Source organism: Flavobacterium terrigena (assembly GCF_900108955.1).
In the GTDB taxonomy this organism is placed as follows: domain Bacteria; phylum Bacteroidota; class Bacteroidia; order Flavobacteriales; family Flavobacteriaceae; genus Flavobacterium; species Flavobacterium terrigena.
Window position 1 is genome coordinate 144,619 of sequence record NZ_FNYA01000002.1, and the last position, 16,470, is coordinate 161,088.

17 protein-coding genes are annotated in these 16,470 nt (G+C 30.1%); 10 read left to right on the forward strand and 7 right to left on the reverse strand.

The window, feature by feature from the left end; genetic code table 11:
* The first annotated feature begins 23 nt into the window (after positions 1 to 23).
* Entirely contained in the window at positions 24 to 854 is an 831-nt protein-coding gene (locus BMX42_RS04210; protein WP_091309211.1) for a hypothetical protein, read from the forward strand.
* Between the two features lie 55 nt (positions 855 to 909).
* Here BMX42_RS04210 and BMX42_RS04215 read toward each other — a convergent pair whose 3' ends face one another.
* Positions 910 to 3,033 (reverse strand): outer membrane beta-barrel family protein, encoded by a 2,124-nt coding sequence (locus tag BMX42_RS04215; protein ID WP_091310878.1) that lies wholly within the window; start codon positions 3,031 to 3,033, stop codon positions 910 to 912.
* 129 nt (positions 3,034 to 3,162) lie between these two features.
* On the opposite strand from BMX42_RS04215, the gene BMX42_RS04220 reads away from it, so the two are divergent.
* The 8 genes from BMX42_RS04220 to BMX42_RS04255 all read left to right on the forward strand — a co-directional run bounded on the left by BMX42_RS04220 (position 3,163) and on the right by BMX42_RS04255 (position 9,834).
* Positions 3,163 to 3,558 (forward strand): DUF2721 domain-containing protein, encoded by a 396-nt coding sequence (locus BMX42_RS04220; RefSeq protein WP_091309215.1) that lies wholly within the window; start codon positions 3,163 to 3,165, stop codon positions 3,556 to 3,558.
* A 60-nt stretch (positions 3,559 to 3,618) separates the two neighbouring features.
* The gene (locus tag BMX42_RS04225; RefSeq protein ID WP_091309218.1) at positions 3,619 to 4,515 is read left to right on the forward strand and encodes an EamA family transporter; all 897 of its coding nucleotides are present in this window, start codon (positions 3,619 to 3,621) and stop codon (positions 4,513 to 4,515) included.
* Positions 4,516 to 4,622: 107 nt separating this feature from the next.
* Positions 4,623 to 5,324: an aquaporin Z gene (gene aqpZ / locus BMX42_RS04230; RefSeq protein WP_091309222.1), complete on the forward strand. Its 702-nt coding sequence runs from the start codon at positions 4,623 to 4,625 to the stop codon at positions 5,322 to 5,324.
* Between the two features lie 49 nt (positions 5,325 to 5,373).
* Positions 5,374 to 5,976 carry an alpha-ketoglutarate-dependent dioxygenase AlkB family protein gene (locus BMX42_RS04235; protein WP_091309225.1) on the forward strand — a complete coding sequence of 201 codons (603 nt, stop codon included), beginning with the start codon at positions 5,374 to 5,376 and terminating at the stop codon, positions 5,974 to 5,976.
* 101 nt (positions 5,977 to 6,077) lie between these two features.
* A complete protein-coding gene (locus tag BMX42_RS04240; protein WP_091309229.1) occupies positions 6,078 to 6,365 on the forward strand; it encodes a TIGR03643 family protein in 288 nt (95 codons plus the stop codon).
* A 103-nt stretch (positions 6,366 to 6,468) separates the two neighbouring features.
* Entirely contained in the window at positions 6,469 to 8,340 is a 1,872-nt protein-coding gene (locus tag BMX42_RS04245; RefSeq protein ID WP_091309233.1) for a M61 family metallopeptidase, read from the forward strand.
* Between the two features lie 89 nt (positions 8,341 to 8,429).
* Positions 8,430 to 9,146 (forward strand): DUF4369 domain-containing protein, encoded by a 717-nt coding sequence (locus BMX42_RS04250; protein ID WP_091309235.1) that lies wholly within the window; start codon positions 8,430 to 8,432, stop codon positions 9,144 to 9,146.
* 121 nt (positions 9,147 to 9,267) lie between these two features.
* Positions 9,268 to 9,834: a pentapeptide repeat-containing protein gene (locus BMX42_RS04255; RefSeq protein WP_091309238.1), complete on the forward strand. Its 567-nt coding sequence runs from the start codon at positions 9,268 to 9,270 to the stop codon at positions 9,832 to 9,834.
* Here BMX42_RS04255 and BMX42_RS04260 read toward each other — a convergent pair.
* From BMX42_RS04260 to mutL, 4 genes are read right to left on the reverse strand one after another with little or no spacing between them, the layout of a single operon-like run.
* Positions 9,827 to 10,837: an endonuclease/exonuclease/phosphatase family protein gene (locus BMX42_RS04260; protein ID WP_091309241.1), complete on the reverse strand. Its 1,011-nt coding sequence runs from the start codon at positions 10,835 to 10,837 to the stop codon at positions 9,827 to 9,829. The two genes, BMX42_RS04255 and BMX42_RS04260, sit on opposite strands and share 8 nt — an antisense overlap.
* Positions 10,838 to 10,871: 34 nt before the next feature.
* A complete protein-coding gene (locus BMX42_RS04265) occupies positions 10,872 to 11,702 on the reverse strand; it encodes a rhomboid family intramembrane serine protease (RefSeq protein ID WP_091309244.1) in 831 nt (276 codons plus the stop codon).
* A 57-nt stretch (positions 11,703 to 11,759) separates the two neighbouring features.
* Entirely contained in the window at positions 11,760 to 12,536 is a 777-nt protein-coding gene (locus BMX42_RS04270) for a rhomboid family intramembrane serine protease (RefSeq protein WP_245748239.1), read from the reverse strand.
* 14 nt (positions 12,537 to 12,550) lie between these two features.
* Entirely contained in the window at positions 12,551 to 14,398 is a 1,848-nt protein-coding gene (gene mutL / locus BMX42_RS04275; RefSeq protein ID WP_091309250.1) for a DNA mismatch repair endonuclease MutL, read from the reverse strand.
* 129 nt (positions 14,399 to 14,527) lie between these two features.
* Here mutL and BMX42_RS04280 point away from each other — a divergent pair, with 129 nt between their 5' ends.
* On the forward strand, positions 14,528 to 15,115 hold the full coding sequence (locus BMX42_RS04280; protein WP_091309253.1) for a DUF6624 domain-containing protein: 588 nt from the start codon (positions 14,528 to 14,530) through the stop codon (positions 15,113 to 15,115).
* 47 nt (positions 15,116 to 15,162) lie between these two features.
* Here the strand turns inward: BMX42_RS04280 and ribH are convergent, their stop codons facing one another.
* On the reverse strand, positions 15,163 to 15,648 hold the full coding sequence (ribH, locus tag BMX42_RS04285) for a 6,7-dimethyl-8-ribityllumazine synthase (protein ID WP_091309256.1): 486 nt from the start codon (positions 15,646 to 15,648) through the stop codon (positions 15,163 to 15,165).
* Positions 15,648 to 16,442, reverse strand: coding sequence for a tetratricopeptide repeat protein (locus BMX42_RS04290; RefSeq protein ID WP_091309259.1), 795 nt, complete (start codon positions 16,440 to 16,442; stop codon positions 15,648 to 15,650). The genes ribH and BMX42_RS04290 overlap by 1 nt, the downstream gene beginning before the upstream one ends.
* Positions 16,443 to 16,470: the final 28 nt, after the last annotated feature.

Genomic DNA, 16,470 nt, shown 5'->3' on the forward strand with positions numbered 1-16,470 from the left:
TAAACCTTTAAAAAACTAATACTATGAAAAATTTAAAAATGTGTTTTTTTGCACTTCTAGTTGTATCTTTTTTTTCTTGTAGTAAAGAAGATGAAAAACCAAATGGAAAAGTTGATAGTGAAATGGTTGGTGTAAATATGACTGCAGATTTCACGAGTGAATTAGATTTTAACACCGGTATTGACGCAGCAAGTAACAATTCTAGTTATTCAAATAAAACTGCAAATGAAGCTCCTACAACTCCAGCTTGTGCAACAGTTACAGTAAACAATACAACTCCAGGTGTTTTTCCAAAAATTTTTACAATTGATTTCGGAACAGGTTGTACACAAAATGGTATTACGCGTTCTGGAATTTTAACGATTACACTTTCTGGTTATGTAATGAATAATGGTTCAACAATGACCATTGAACGAAACAATTACTATGTGAATTTAAGAAAAATTGAAGGAACAGTTGTTTACACAAATCAAACAACAAATGCTTCTATTCCTCAATGGACAAGAACAGTTACAAACGGAAAAATTACTTTACTAAATGGAGCTGTATTTACACATTATGGCACAAGAACTGTTAAACAAACTGCTGGTGTTGGTACAATAACACTAGGTGATAATATCTACGAAGTAATTTCAGGAACTCATACTATAAACAGACCAAATGGATCTACTTTAACTTCAACAGTATTACAACCATTAATTAAAAAATACGCTTGTAATTATATTTCTCAAGGTCAATTGAACTTACAAGGAACTGTGTTAGATGGAATTTTAGACTATGGAAATAACGAATGTGATAATTTAGCAACTTATTTTCATAATCCTAACGGACAAACTTATAATGTGAATTTATAAGAATAGTTAAACTATAAAAAAAGCCATTTGTTATCATGACAAATGGCTTTTTTTTTTAATTTCCAATAACGGTTCCGCCGTCATCTTTTTTCTCTTCTTTTAGCATATTTTGATCCACTTTTGCTGCTTTATTTTTTGTTGGCAATTTGTAGTTAAGAGTAAAACCAAATTTACGAGTATCACTTTTACTGTAAGATAATAAAGGATCATTTACTGGTCTGAAATAACTTCTGTTCATGTTAAAAATATCATCACCAAAAATAGAAACTGTCAATTGATCATTTAAGAATTTCTTGCTAAAAGTCATATCAACATAATTATTAAAAGGCTTGTCAGCAACAAAATAGAAATAATTTCCACCTGAAGTAACAAGACCAAACTCCGTGACAAATTTTATCTTTTTTGGCAATAAAATTTGCGACATTAAATTGAAATTCCAAAATCCTTTAGTGTCCAAATTTGGGACTTGATGTAATTGATAACCCATATAAAAATAGATAAAATTAAGTGTATCCGGATTTACATCAAATTTCATCGTTTCTTTCAAACCCTTTGTAAAAAGCATATATGGCAAAGGAAATGCAAAAGTGAAATTATGAATTTTAACTTCTGAAACATTAAAATTAGTGTTTTCAACTACATTCCCATTTAAACTAACTTGTTGTACCACTTGGTTTTTTGCACTACTCAAATTATAACCAATATAAGCGTAATCAAATGCACTTAACTTGACTTCAAAATTATCAAAAATGGTGGGTTGTAAATTCGGATTACCAAATGTATTGATGTTTTGATTTTGATACGTGGTATTATTCGGATTTAAAGCAGAAGTTGATGGCAATGTAATTTTCTTATTATAATTCACATTGAAGAAAATCTGCGGCGTTAAATTATACTGAATCGTTGCATTCGGGAACCATCGAAATTGTTCAAATGGAATTAAATCTGCTGTTGGTGTTTTTCCTCCAATTTCATATTTTTCAGCACGTGAACCTAAAATAAAATCGAATTTATTGTATTTCGCTTGAAATTCTAAGTAGGTTGCAGCTGTTACTCTTTGATATTCTAAATTTGTAGCATTGAAGTTTTTAGCTTCAAAAAGTAGTTTTTCGTACAAAGCTCCAAAACTCACTTTTCCTTCATCTAAAATTTTTAAACCTTGGGAATAATCGAATTTTCCGTTATAATAATTTTGATTTGAATAGTTGTCTAAAACTGTATTTCCTAAAACATCAGAAAATAAATTAAAATCGTTTTTATTATTGTTATAATTGAAAACGAAATCTAATTTTTGATTTTTGTTATCAAATCTTTTCTGATATGTTATTGTTGCATCTTGTCTTGTATTATGAGATTTCCCTTTGTCGGAAGTCGTAAATCCTAATCCATAACCTTCCGTTTCACTATTACTATTTCCGTAATTTACATCGTAATTTAGTAACAATCTGTCTTTCTTAATATCAAAAGTTAAACCCGATTTTAAAAACTGTGTTCTATTGATTCTATCACTTTGTGTTTTGGACAAAATTGCATTATTATTTGTATTCGAAAACGCTGTCCAAACCGCATTTTCTCTATAATTTTGTCCGAAATTTAATTGCCATCCAAAATATTTATTTTTCGCATTTAACAACACACTATTGTAAGTTCTGTAACGTATCTTATCATAAGAATTAAATGCAGAACTACTTGTGTATGTTGCGCTTAAGTATTTTTTTGCATTTTTATTAGTGATAATGTTCAAAATAGCTCCACCAGAAGTAGCTGGAAATTCAGCTCCAGGTTGCGTAATGACTTCAATTTTATCGACTGAATTTGCAGGCATTCCTTCTAAAAAAGAATTCAATTCGTTACTTGAAATATTTAACGGCCGACCATCTAAAAACACTTCCAATTGCTTTCCTTGATACATCATTCCGGCAACATCTGAAGCAATCAAACCTGGTAATTGCTTGATAGTTTCCATCAAAGTTCCGGTATTTAAATTAGGCTGATCGGCAATATTAAAAATAGTTCTGTCAGGTTTTTGCTCAATGGCTTTTTTGTACTTGACAATCTTTACTTCTTCAATTTGATTTTCTTTTGGAGCTTCTTCCTTTTTAACTTTTGTAGAATCTTGAGCTTGAACAAATGGCACAAAACACAAGGAAAATAAGAAACCTTGAACTATTTTTTTCATAAATTTTAAATAAAAATCTAAAATGATTTCATCAGTTAGTAGTAAAATTCCTAAATTAGTTACACTAAAAGTCTCAGTTAAAATAATTATCTTTAAACATTGTAACTCTGCACTACTAAATTCTAACAAATGAATCTATCTATTGAAACTCCAGCGCTTTTATTTTCAGCTACTTCACTAATTTTATTAGCCTACACCAATCGGTTTTTAACCATTGCTCAAATTGTGAGAAGTTTAAAGAAAAATTACGACCAAGATCATAACAAATCGATTTTAATAGAAATTAAAAATTTAAACAAACGAATTACATTAATTAGATACATGCAACTTTTTGGTGTTTTATGTTTGTTTTTATCCGTTTTTGCCATGTTTTTACTCTTCTTAAATTATGAAACAATTGGAATTTATGTTTTTGGCGTGAGTTTATTATCGTTACTTATTTCATTAGGCATTTCATTTTGGGAAGTCAGCATTTCTGTGAATGCTTTACGTGTGCATTTAAAAGATTTAATGGAAGAAAACTAAACGACTTGAGTCTGTTCTAGTTTAAAATCATATCTTTGTCGGCTTTTTAAAAATGAGAAAATGAGAAATGATATATTAAAAGGAGTTTTTTTAGTGGCTTTAGGTGCAACGAGCTACGGAATGCTAGCCACTTTTGTTAAATTGGCATATAAAGATGGTTTTACAACAGCTGAAGTAACTTCTTCACAATTTATATATGGAATAATTGGTGTGTTAATCATTAATTTATTTCAGAAATTCAACAACAAAGAAAAAGCAGTTCAAGCAAGTACAAAAAACATCGCTCAATTAATGATTGCTGGAACTTCATTAGGGATGACAAGTGTATTTTACTATTTATGTGTACGATATATTGATGTTTCAATTGCCATTGTTTTATTAATGCAAACCGTTTGGATGGGTGTTTTATTAGAATGGTTTTTAGATAAAAAACTACCTTCAACTCAAAAAATAGTTTCTGTTGTAATTGTACTTTTTGGTACTTTCTTAGCCACAAAATTATATGAATTCAATATCGAATTAGATTGGAGAGGAATTTTCTGGGGAATTTTAGCCGCAGCCTCTTTCACTACTACTATGTTCACTGCAAACAAAGTCGCTTTAGGAATTTCTTCTGCACAAAGAAGTTTATATATGCTTTTGGGTGGCGCTGTAATTGTATTTACTTTTTCTGCTTTCACTCAAACTGGTTCATTAAATTTTGAGATTTTCAAAAATTACGGATTATTCTTAGCACTTTTCGGAACTATAATTCCTCCAATGTTACTTAATGCTGGTTTCCCCAAAACAGGGTTAGGGTTAGGAAGTATTGTGGCTTCTTTAGAATTACCGGTTTCTGTAATGATGGCCTATTTAATTTTAAAAGAAGAAGTGGTAATCTGGCAATGGTTCGGTATTTTGTTAATTATATTAGCAATTGTTATTATGAACATTAACTTTTCTAAAAAGAAAATCTAAAATTTCTTGTTAATAAGTTTATTTTCAAAGAATTACTCATCACAATTTTTTCAGTAATTTAGTTATACTAACCATTTTACATTTTTTGTAAAATTAAACTATTTACTATGAGAAAATTATTAGCAGAGTTTTTTGGAACGTATTGGCTTGTTTTTGGAGGTTGTGGTAGTGCATTATTTGCCGCTGGAATTCCCGACTTAGGCATTGGTTTCGCAGGAGTTTCTTTAGCATTTGGATTAACAGTATTAACAATGGCTTATGCTGTTGGGCATATTTCGGGCGGACATTTTAATCCAGCTGTAACCTTAGGTCTATGGGCTGGCGGAAGATTTGAAGCCAAAGACATCTTACCTTATATTATTTCACAATGTGTTGGTGCTATTGCCGCTGCTGGAACATTATTTTTTATTTTATCTGGAAAAGATGGCTTTGCAATTGATAACACAAAAGCCGGTGCATTTGCTTCCAATGGTTTTGGAGCTTTTTCGCCTCAAGGTTATTCTATGTCAGCAGCATTCACTGCAGAATTTGTACTAACGCTGTTTTTCTTATTAATTATTTTAGGTGCAACGGACAAATTCGCAAACGGAAAATTCGCTGGAGTGGCTATTGGATTAGGTTTAACCTTAATTCATTTAATTAGTATTCCAATTACAAATACATCTGTAAACCCAGCACGTTCATTATCTCAAGCCGTATTTACTGGCGGAGAACCACTTTCTCAAGTTTGGTTATTTTGGGCAGCACCAATTTTAGGAGCCATAGTTGCTGGTTTTGTTTATAAAAATTTACTTCAAGATAAATCATAATCTAACAAATAATAAATAAATTAGCGGTGAAACTTTCATCGCTTTTTTTATGCTTAATTTATTTAACGAAGAACCCATCCAATTAAATTTACCCGATGCCGAGTTTATTTATTACCCGAATTTTTTCTCGAAAGAAAAAGCTGATTTATTTTTCGAAACTTTACTGAAAGATACATCTTGGCAACATGATGAAATTACCATTTTCGGAAAAAAAATATTGCAACCGCGCTTGACTTCTCTTTATGGAAACGATGGAAAATCATATGGTTATTCTAACATTGTGATGCATCCACATCCGTTTAATAGTACTTTAACCTTCATTAAAGATGAAATTGAGAATACAATTGAAGAACATTTTACAACAATTTTATTAAATTTGTATAGAAATGAAAAAGACAGTAACGGTTGGCATGCCGATAATGAGAAAGAATTAGGACGAGATCCTATAATTGCATCATTAAGCTTAGGTGAAGAAAGAGTTTTTCAAATTAAACACAATACAAATAAAGAAGTCAAACAATCTATAGTTTTACAACATGGTAGTTTATTAGTAATGAAAAATGGAGCTCAAATTCATTACAAACATCAAATCCCAAAAGCATCAAAATCTAAAAATCCTAGGATTAATCTGACTTTCAGAAAAATTATTTAAAAAAAACACATATTTTTTTGTTCCAAAATATATTTTTTTATTAATATTGGAACATCATTTGATACTAAAAAATTATAACTAATAAATTATGCTTTTCACTAATGAGAAAAAGTAAAAAGATTGAACTAAGTTACGAAGAAACAGAACGCGTAATTAGCATGGCTCAAGAGGAAAAAAAACCTTTTGAAGTAATTAAAGAAGAATTTGGCATTACAGAAAGTGAAGTAACTGAGATTATGCGCAAAAAACTTTCTAAAGACAATTTTGAGCTTTGGAAAAAGAAGGTTGCGGCTGGAAAACCCAAACCAAAAACGTTCAAACCAAATGCTTTAGAAGATGACATTGACGACTTAGATAGTAAATACTATTTTAAAAATAAATTTGATTAAAAGAATCCCGTTCTGAAATTTGGAACGGGATTCTTTTTTTTTGTAACAATTTCGACTGAACATATACTAATTCTATGAATCAATTGAAAAATATAAAATAAAAATGAAAAAAGTATTAATCACACTAAGTTGCGCAATTTTCTTGATGAGTTGTAAAACTTCAAATGTTACAACCGCAGCAAACACAACAAATAATAATGTTGCCGTTAGTATCGATTTAGTAAATGTAATCGACGATAAAGTAAAAGTTACAATTACAAATCCAACAATAACTACTGAAACTACAACTTTCAATATTCCAAAAATTGTTCCAGGAACTTATTCTGAAGACAATTACGGAAGATTTGTAGATAATGTAAAAGCTTTCGACAAAAAAGGAAATCCTTTAAAAATTGCGAAAATGGATGAAAATTCATATACCATTTACGATGCAACAAAATTAGCGAAAGTAACTTATAATGTAAGCGATACTTATGACACTGAAGGTGGCGCAGGTTTTGGCGAAAGCGAAGATATTTTCTCACCAGCAGGAACAAACATTAAAGCGGGTGAAAACTTTATGTTAAATACACACGGTTTTATAGGGTATTTTGAAGGAAAATCTGAAGTTCCGTATACAGTTGAAGTAAAACACCCTGCCACATTATGGGGAGCAACTTCTTTAGTTGATACAAATCCAAGTAATGAAGTTGATGTTTACAATGCTTCAAGATATGGAGAATTGGTTGATAACCCAATGATGTATACTAAACCAGACTATACAGAATTTAATGTTGAAGGAATGGACATTGTAATCAGTGTATATTCTCCAACTGGAAAATTTAAAGCGGCAGATATTACTCCAGAAACTGAAAAGTTCATGAGAGCGCAAAAAAAATTCTTAGGAAAGTTTAATGCAAACAAAAAATACACCGTTTTATTGTATTTATCTGATGTAAAAGCGAAAGACGCTAAAGGTTTCGGAGCTTTAGAGCACATGACTTCTACAACAGTTGTTATGCCAGAAATGATGCCATTAGAAGCATTACAAGAACAATTAAAAGATGTAGTTTCTCACGAATTCTTCCATATTGTAACGCCTTTAAGTGTTCATTCAAGAGAAATTCATTATTTCGACTTCAACAAACCACAAATGTCTGAGCATTTATGGATGTATGAAGGAATTACAGAATATTTTGCTAACTTATTCCAAGTAAATCAAGGTTTAATCTCAGAAGAAGATTTCTACAAAAGAATGGCTGGAAAAATTGAAGAAGCGAATTCAATGAACGACAAAATGAGTTTTACAAAAATGAGTAAAAACGTTTTGCAACAACCATATAAAGACCAATACTTAAATGTATATCAAAAAGGTGCTTTAATTGCAATGTGTATTGATATTCAGTTGAGAGAATTAAGCAATGGGCAAAGAGGAATTTTAAGCTTAATGAAAGATTTATCTAATGAATATGGAAATAACAAACCATTTAATGATGAAGATTTATTTGCTACAATTACAAGAATTACATATCCACAAATTGGTGAATTTTTAAATAAATATGTAGCTGGTGAAACACCAATTCCTTATGATGACTATTTCGCAAAAATGGGAGTTATTAAAGCAAAAACTTCTGTTTCAGGAAATCCATTCTTAAAAGACGGAAGAGTTCCATTAATTACATTTGACAAAACCACTAAACAAATTAAAGCCTTAGAAGATGTTAGTAATAACATTTTTATGACAAGTTTAGGAATTAAAGGTAATGATGTTATAAAATCTATTAATGATAAAGAATACACTGTAGAAAACATTTACGATTTAATTTCTGTTAGTGAATCTTGGAAAGATGGTGATGCTATTTCAGTTACTGTAACTAGAGACGGAAAAGACCAAATTTTAAAAGGTAAAGTTAACTTACCAAAAGAAATAAAAGCTGGATTTATTGCAACCGATAAAACAAAAGAAGCTGTTAAAAATGCTTGGTTAAAAGGTTAATTAAATTTAAAATATAAAAATATAAAATCCTCAAATTACTATTAATTTGAGGATTTTTTTATTTTCTTTGCAGTTCTTAAAATTTGAATATGAAAAAAATTATTGCATTAGCAACTATAGTTTTACTTTTTGCTTGTAGCAAATCGGATAACAAAACTGGAAATGTAGAATTAACAGGAAATGTAGAAGGTTTAAAACAAGGTAAATTATACATTCATCAACTTAAAGATACAAATTTAGTTATTTTAGATAGTATTATTATTGCTGGTGAATCTAATTTTGAAACTAAATTTCAAATTGACGAGCCACAAATGTTATATTTATCTTTAGATCGTGGAACAACTGAATCTAACGACAATAGTATACTCTTTTTTGCTGAACCTGGTAAAATGAAAATTGAAACTACCTTAAATGGTTTTTTTACAAATGCAAAAGTTTCAGGTTCTGAAAATCAAAAAGTATATGAAAAATACTTAAAAATTAAAACAAATTTAAATGATGAGAATTTAGTTTTATTAGAAAAAGAGCTTAAAAACAACACCACTAAAAATGCGGCTATTACTGAAGAAATCAATAATAAACGTGACAAATTAACTATAAGAAAATATTTGTTTACGGCTAATTTCGCTTTAGTAAATCCGAAATATGAAGTTTCACCATATATTGCTTTAACTGAAATTCCAGATGCGAATTTAAAACTATTGGACACTATTAATAAAACATTAAGTCCAAAAGTTGCTAAGTCGAAATACGGAAAACGTTTAGGAGAATGGATTAAAGAAAGAAAAACAAGAGAACAAAATTAACTGAATTATTTGTCATTCTGAACTTGATTCAGAATCTGAATAATCAAAAAATCCAATTTTTGAGATTCTGAAACAAGTTCAGAATGACAGATTTTGGATTTTTTTTTTTATAATTATACGTATGCAACTAATTATCGATTCCACTTTCAATAAAGTAAATTATTCAAACGAGCCATTTGAAATTGCTGAATATGACACTTGTGTTTTTAATTCTTGTAACTTTAGCAGAACTACACTTTCAAAAAGTAATTTTGTAAACTGCGAATTTATTAATTGCAACTTCGAATCGCCAATAATTAGTAATACTTCATTTAAAGAAGTTGTATTTCAAGAATGTACTTTATTAGGAATGCAATTTGAATATTGTAACGATTTTTTATTTGAAGTTTCTTTTGAATCTTGCGTTTTACAAGTCTGTTCGTTTTTCAAAATGAATTTGAAAAATTCAAAATTCAATAATTCTAAAATTATAGATGTTGATTTTTCAAGTTGCAACTTAACTTCTGTAAAATTTTATTCTTGTGATTTATCGAAATCTATTTTCGAAAACACTAATTTAGAAAAAACAGATTTCACTACAGCCATTCATTTCTCCATCAATCCAGAAAACAACAAATTAAGTAAAACGAAGTTTTCAAACGATAATTTAAGTGGGCTTTTAGATAAATATGATTTGGATATTATTTAATTTCTAACCTCGAAATTAAAGGAAAATGATCACTATTATAAAACTCATTTAAAGTTTCAAAACTTTTAACTTGAATGGTTTTATCAGCAAAAATATAATCAATTCGAGCAGGATAATATTTAAAATTATAGGTTTTCCCGAATCCAGCACCGCTTGCTTCAAAAGTATCTTGCATTGAACCTTTTATGGTTCTGTACACAAAAGAAAAAGCGCTATTATTCATATCGCCACAAATAATTTTTTTGAACTTACAATCGCTGTAATGCGCTTTTAACAATAAAGCTTGCTCTTGTTGTTTGGTAAACGCATCGCTTATTTTTCTAAAAATATATTTTGTTTTAGATTCATTTATTTTCTGAATTTTCTCATCCTCAATATCGGTACTAATTTTTATAGATTGCAAGTGCATACTATACACGCGAAGCGTATCTTTTTCTTTAATAATATCTGCATAAACTGCATTATTTGTAGAATTAGGAAAGTTTATTACACCTTTATCAATAATTTTATATTTCGAAAAAATAGCATTTCCAACAATAATATTTTCTCCTTCTTTAAAAATTTGTTGGTATTTATAATCCGAAAACTTCGTCTTTTCTAAATCTGAATATTCTTGAATGCATAAAATATCTGGATTTTTATCTGCTACGAATTGTGCAATTTGTGCTGGAATATTTGCTTTTTGATACCAATTGAATTTGTTAAACAAACGTACGTTATAGCTCATAATGGTAAAATCTTTGTCAGATTTTGGTAATTCCGTTGCTTGTAAATTGTAAAATTTATTGATAAAAGTAATTCCTAACAATAACACCAAACCAGAGACGAAAATGTATTTCTTAAATTGAATTAACCAAAACAAGAAAAACATCAAATTCAACACTAAAAAGAAAGGCAAAAACAAGGTTAAGACGCTTAAAAAAGGAAACCATTTTGGTGCCAAAAAAGGTAATAGATAAGCCATCAATGTAGTAATCGCAAGAACTACATTAAAAAACAACATGGTTTTAGAAATAAATGACAACCCTTTGAACACGCTATTTATTTTCTTTAAAAAGAAATTCTTTTTCCTCTTTTGTTAAACTATCATATCCCGATTTACTAATTTTATCTAGTATTTCATCAATTTGTCTTTGAATAAAATTGACATCTGCCACACGAACAGATTGGTACTTTTTTGCAGGCTTATTTTTGTAAACTTTTTTAAATGTAGTGTTTTTTTTCTTTTTAAAGAGAAATATTTCACTAATATTAATTCCTTTTTTCATCAACATCGCAAAAGCAAAACCAACTACACTTCCAGATAAATGTGCAATATGTCCGCCCGTATTTTCAGATAATAATTGAGCTACATCAATAAAAATATACAAAACGGCCAAATGCCAAATTTTCACATAACCAATTAAGGGCAATCGAAGTGAATAATATGGTGCATATGTCGCAACAGCAATGAAAATCGCCATAATAGAAGCACTTGCTCCTACAATTAAGTTGTTGTAATTGAAGAAAAATCCGTAGGCAACAAAAATTAATCCGGCAAAAAAACTTCCAAAAAAGTAAACCGTTAAAAATTGTCTGGTATTAAAAAATGTATAAAATAAGGTACTGATGTAGTACAAAAAAATCAAATTGAAAATTAGATGAATCGGTTCAGAATGTAGAAAACCATACGTAAGCAATGTCCAAGGAAACCACATCACCTCTTTATAATTGGAAGACAATGCCAACCAATTTGGATATTGAAACTGATTGGAAATAAAATCGAAAAAGAAAGCACTTAGAATGAATACCAAAATATTAATAAAAATTAATTTTTGAGACACATCACCACTTTTATATTGCTGTTTTATTTCGTTTAAGATATTCATTTAAATTCTTTACTTTTTACTTAATTCTTTTTACTTTTTACTTGGCTCTTTAAAAACCTAATTCCACCTTGTATGCGTAAACTTATTATTTCGCCAAAGCATCATTAAAATAAAACCTGTTAAAGCACCACCAACGTGGGCAAAATGGGCAATATTCCCACCACCAGAAAATATAGAGAATCCTGTTGTTCCAGAAAATAAATCTAAACCAACGATAATCGGCACAAAATACTTTGCTTTTATTGGTATTGGAACAAATATCATCATTAATTCTGCCATTGGGAACATAAAAGCAAATGCTACTAATAACCCGTAAATTGCTCCAGAAGCACCAACGCAACTACCATAAATTTGAGATAATTTATCAAAATCTGCTTGTGTACAATGTACTTTTTCTAAAATCTCATTCACTTTTCCAGTTGATCTTCCCGTAGCATCAAACACCTCACTTAATGGTGTGTCAAAAATAACTTGCATATCTTGAGGAGATATTCCTAATTGATTTACAACTTGATGAATTTCATAGTAATTCATTCCGGTTTGAACCAATGCTGCTCCTAAACCACAAGCGATGTAAAAGAATAAAAACTTTTTTCCGCCCCAATAATGTTCCAAAGCGGAACCAAAAGAAACCAAAGCAAACATATTGAATAAAATATGCATAAAATTTGGCATTGGCGCGTGCATAAACATATGTGTAAACGGTTGCCAAAATCTAAATTTTTCACTTTCAAAATAGTATAATGATAAGCTTTCATAATTTTGAGGCAAAACCTGACTCAATAAAAAAACCAAAACATTAATTATCAATAGTTGCTTTACAACCGGTGTCATATTGTTGAACATACTTAAAATCTTTTATCTAAATCTTCTGTGGTTAATGTAATAAATATTTGTTTGTTAAATGGCGAAACATTTGGGTCTTTACAAGCAAACAATCCATTAACAAGGTTTTCTAATTCTATGGTATTTAAATATTTACCTGATTTTACAGCTACACTTTTCGCCATAAATTTTGAAATGCTATCACATAATGAAAAACTATCTTCTGGTAAACTTTCTTGTAAGTTATAAATTAAATCGTGTAAAATTTGGGTGACTTCCGTATCAGCAATTTGCGATGGTAAGCCTGAAATTACTACTTCATCTAATCCCATTTTCTCAAAAGCAAAACCAATTCCTTCTAAATTAGGTTGGATTTCTTTCAAATACATCATTTCATCTCTAGAAAATTGAATTTCTAACGGAAATAATAATTGCTGACTCGACGCTTGATGCACCGTAATATTCGTCAGAAATTGTTCGTACAAAATTCGTTGATGTGCTCTGTTTTGATGAATTACCAACAATCCTGATTTCATACTTTTAATAATATACTTTCTATTGAATTGGTACATTAAAGTCTGACTTTCCACAATTGTTTCATCAAAAAGTTTACTTGCAACCACTTCATTTTCAAAATTCGTAGTTGAAACTTCAAAAGTATCTTGTTTTAAATCGGTATACAAACTTTCCCAATGTGGTTGTGCTGGTGTACTTTTCGCATAGGAAACAGATGAACCAGAATATTTCTTGGTTTCCGTTTCTGTGGCAAACGGATTAAACGTGCTATCAACCTGAATAAGTGGTGTAGACATCGTTTTATCTTTATAATCATACGGAACATCTAAAGTCGCATCGCGTTCAAAATCTAGAACTGGAGCAACATTAAACATTCCTAAACTATGTTTCACTGTCGAACGTAAAATCGCATACAACGCTTGTTCATCATCAAACTTAACTTCTGTTTTAGTCGGATGAATATTAATATCTATCGTGTGCGGTGGCACTTCTAAATATAAAAAATAACTTGGCTGATTATTGTCTCTTAGTAAACCGTCGTACGCATTCATAATTGCATGATGCAAAAATGGACTTCGTATAAATCTGTTATTCACTAAAAAGAATTGTTCCGATCTGTTTTTCTTTGCGAATTCAGGTTTCCCAACAAATCCGCTAATTTTTAAAATTTCGGTTTCTTCAGCAACGGGAACTAATTTTTCATTCGTTTTTCCTCCAAAAATATTTACAATTCGTTGACGATAATTTGAACTTGGCAAGTTAAACACTTCACTTCCATTGCTAATCATTGTAAAACTAATATTTGGATGTGCTAAAGCCACACGTTCAAATTCGTCAATAATGTGTTTTAATTCGACATTATCCGATTTTAAAAAATTACGTCGAGCTGGAATATTGAAAAATAAATTTTTAACCAAAAATGAAGTCCCTTTAGGTAAAACCGCCACTTCTTGAGTGACTAATTTACTGCCTTCAATTATGATATGAATTCCTAACTCTTCCTGATCCTGTTTGGTTTTCAATTCTACGTGAGCAACAGCAGCAATTGAGGCTAATGCTTCGCCGCGAAATCCTTTTGTGTGTAAAGCAAATAAATCTTCTGCATGACGAATTTTTGAAGTTGCATGACGTTCAAAACACAAACGCGCATCGGTTACATTCATTCCTAAGCCATTATCAATAACTTGAATCAGTGTTTTTCCAGCGTCTTTTACGATTAGTTTAATTTCGGTTGCTTTGGCATCAACGGCGTTTTCAACCAATTCTTTTACAACTGAAGCTGGTCGTTGTACGACTTCTCCTGCCGCAATTTGATTGGCTACGTGATCAGGTAATAATTGAATAATTCCAGACATTAATCTGTTTTGATTTTTTATAGTTAAACGACAAATTTAATGAAATTAAGAAGAATAAAAGTTATTAAAATGAGCTTCTTCTATAAAATTACAAACATATTTTTGTAATTTGTAGAAAATTTCAGAAATATGAAAAATTATAGCGATTCTATAGTTCGATTAAAAGAAAAAGATTTAAAATTTAGAGTGCATCTTCTTCAAGAAAATTTACTTTCTGAAGATTATCATGCCGAAATGGAAAAAATTCATATTGATAATGCTATAAAACTGAAACACATTATAAAAGAAATTGGCTTTCCTACGATTCAAAAAGTCGGACAAGAAGCCTATGAAGCCGCTTGGTTGATTATTCAGCACTCGATAAGTTTACCTATTTTCATGAAATCCTGTTTACGATTAATGAAGAAAGAAAAAAAAGACATAAACCCAATTGATATTGCTTATTTAGAAGACCGAATTTGTTTTTTTGAAGGCAAACCTCAACTATACGGAACACAATTTGACTGGGATGAAAACGGAATTTTAATTCCTGCTCCTTTTGATGATTTGGAAAAAGTGAATGAAAGAAGAAAAAAACTCAAACTAAACACTTTAGAACATCAAACCGCTCATTTAAGAACAGAAGCCAAAATGGAAAACGAAAATCCGCCAAGCGATTGGTTTGAAAAACAATTGAAATTTGAAGAATGGCGTAAGAAAATGGGTTGGGTCAAATAAAAAAAGCTGAATATTTCTATCCAGCTTTCTAAAATATATTTTCTATTTTATTTTCTATTCAAATCAATCATTTTAATAGCAGCAATTGCCGCTTCAATGCCTTTATTTCCGTGCTTTCCTCCGCTTCTATCAATTGATTGTTGCATCGTATTATCAGTTAACACGCAAAATATTGTTGGAATATCGTAAAGCAAATTCAAATCTTTCACACCTTGAGTTACGCCTTCGCAAACAAACTCAAAATGCATCGTTTCTCCTTTAATAACACAACCAATAACTATTACAGCGTCTAATTCTAATTTTTCGTGCATTTGACGCGCACCAAAAATTAATTCGAAACTTCCTGGCACATTCCAACGGTTAATATTTTCTGGTAAAGCACCACAATCGGTCAATGCAGAAAAAACACCATTATATAAACCTTCCGTTACGTTCTCGTTCCATTCTGAAACAACAATCCCAAACCGAAAATCTTTCGCGTTTGGGATTGTGTTTTTATCGTATTGAGATAAATTTTTATTTTCGGTTGCCATTATTTTTCCAATGAAGCAATTAAAATATCAACTGAACTTCCTTCTTGAGAAGTTTCGTATTTTTCTTTGATCGTTTTTAAATAACCTAAAGCTTCTTCGTTTTTATTTAAAACAATCGCAATATTAGCTGCTTTTAATAAATATCTTGGCGTTACAAAATCATTATCATCAACGTTAGCTGCTTCAACATATAATTTTAAAGCTTCTTCGTTTTTGTTTAATTCTGCATTTGCATCACCTTTTGCTCCAATTGCTAAAGCTGATAAAACTTTCTCACTAGAAGAAAAATTATCTAAATGCTCAATAGCTTTATCAAATTGTTTTGTATTTAAATACGCCATACCTGCATAATATTCTGCTAAGTTTGCCGCTTTTGTTCCTGAATACTCAGAAATAATTCCTTCGAAACCTAATTTACCTTCACCACCTTTTAAAGATAATTTAAATAATGAATCTTGTTTTTCTGTAGCATCAACAGCTTGTTGAAAATACATTTGCGCTTGATTCATATCTCTAAATGCTTCTTCTTGTTTTGGAGTCGCAATAAATTTATTGAATAAAATATATCCTAAAGTACCAATTGCAACTGCTGCAATTACACCTAAAATTGCTTTTTGGTTTCTAATTACCCACTCTTCTGTTTTGTTTGCAGTTTCGTCTAATGTATTAAATACGCCAGCTGTTGTACTTTCGCTTTCGTTTACATTAACTTCTTCTACAGTTGTATCAAATGCAGGATCTTTTTCTACTTCAGGTTTTGGTGATTTATAACCTCTTTTATTATATGTTGCCATTTAACTAAAATTTTATTAGAGGTGCAAA

Coding starts and splice junctions, on each gene's coding strand:
- BMX42_RS04210 (WP_091309211.1), top strand. CDS start 24: ATGAAAAATTTAAAAATGTGTTTTTTTGCACTTCTAGTTGTATCTTTT.
- BMX42_RS04215 (WP_091310878.1), bottom strand. CDS start 3,033: ATGAAAAAAATAGTTCAAGGTTTCTTATTTTCCTTGTGTTTTGTGCCA.
- BMX42_RS04220 (WP_091309215.1), top strand. CDS start 3,163: ATGAATCTATCTATTGAAACTCCAGCGCTTTTATTTTCAGCTACTTCA.
- BMX42_RS04225 (WP_091309218.1), top strand. CDS start 3,619: ATGAGAAATGATATATTAAAAGGAGTTTTTTTAGTGGCTTTAGGTGCA.
- aqpZ (WP_091309222.1), top strand. CDS start 4,623: ATGAGAAAATTATTAGCAGAGTTTTTTGGAACGTATTGGCTTGTTTTT.
- BMX42_RS04235 (WP_091309225.1), top strand. CDS start 5,374: ATGCTTAATTTATTTAACGAAGAACCCATCCAATTAAATTTACCCGAT.
- BMX42_RS04240 (WP_091309229.1), top strand. CDS start 6,078: ATGAGAAAAAGTAAAAAGATTGAACTAAGTTACGAAGAAACAGAACGC.
- BMX42_RS04245 (WP_091309233.1), top strand. CDS start 6,469: ATGAAAAAAGTATTAATCACACTAAGTTGCGCAATTTTCTTGATGAGT.
- BMX42_RS04250 (WP_091309235.1), top strand. CDS start 8,430: ATGAAAAAAATTATTGCATTAGCAACTATAGTTTTACTTTTTGCTTGT.
- BMX42_RS04255 (WP_091309238.1), top strand. CDS start 9,268: ATGCAACTAATTATCGATTCCACTTTCAATAAAGTAAATTATTCAAAC.
- BMX42_RS04260 (WP_091309241.1), bottom strand. CDS start 10,837: ATGTTGTTTTTTAATGTAGTTCTTGCGATTACTACATTGATGGCTTAT.
- BMX42_RS04265 (WP_091309244.1), bottom strand. CDS start 11,702: ATGAATATCTTAAACGAAATAAAACAGCAATATAAAAGTGGTGATGTG.
- BMX42_RS04270 (WP_245748239.1), bottom strand. CDS start 12,536: ATGACACCGGTTGTAAAGCAACTATTGATAATTAATGTTTTGGTTTTT.
- mutL (WP_091309250.1), bottom strand. CDS start 14,398: ATGTCTGGAATTATTCAATTATTACCTGATCACGTAGCCAATCAAATT.
- BMX42_RS04280 (WP_091309253.1), top strand. CDS start 14,528: ATGAAAAATTATAGCGATTCTATAGTTCGATTAAAAGAAAAAGATTTA.
- ribH (WP_091309256.1), bottom strand. CDS start 15,648: ATGGCAACCGAAAATAAAAATTTATCTCAATACGATAAAAACACAATC.
- BMX42_RS04290 (WP_091309259.1), bottom strand. CDS start 16,442: ATGGCAACATATAATAAAAGAGGTTATAAATCACCAAAACCTGAAGTA.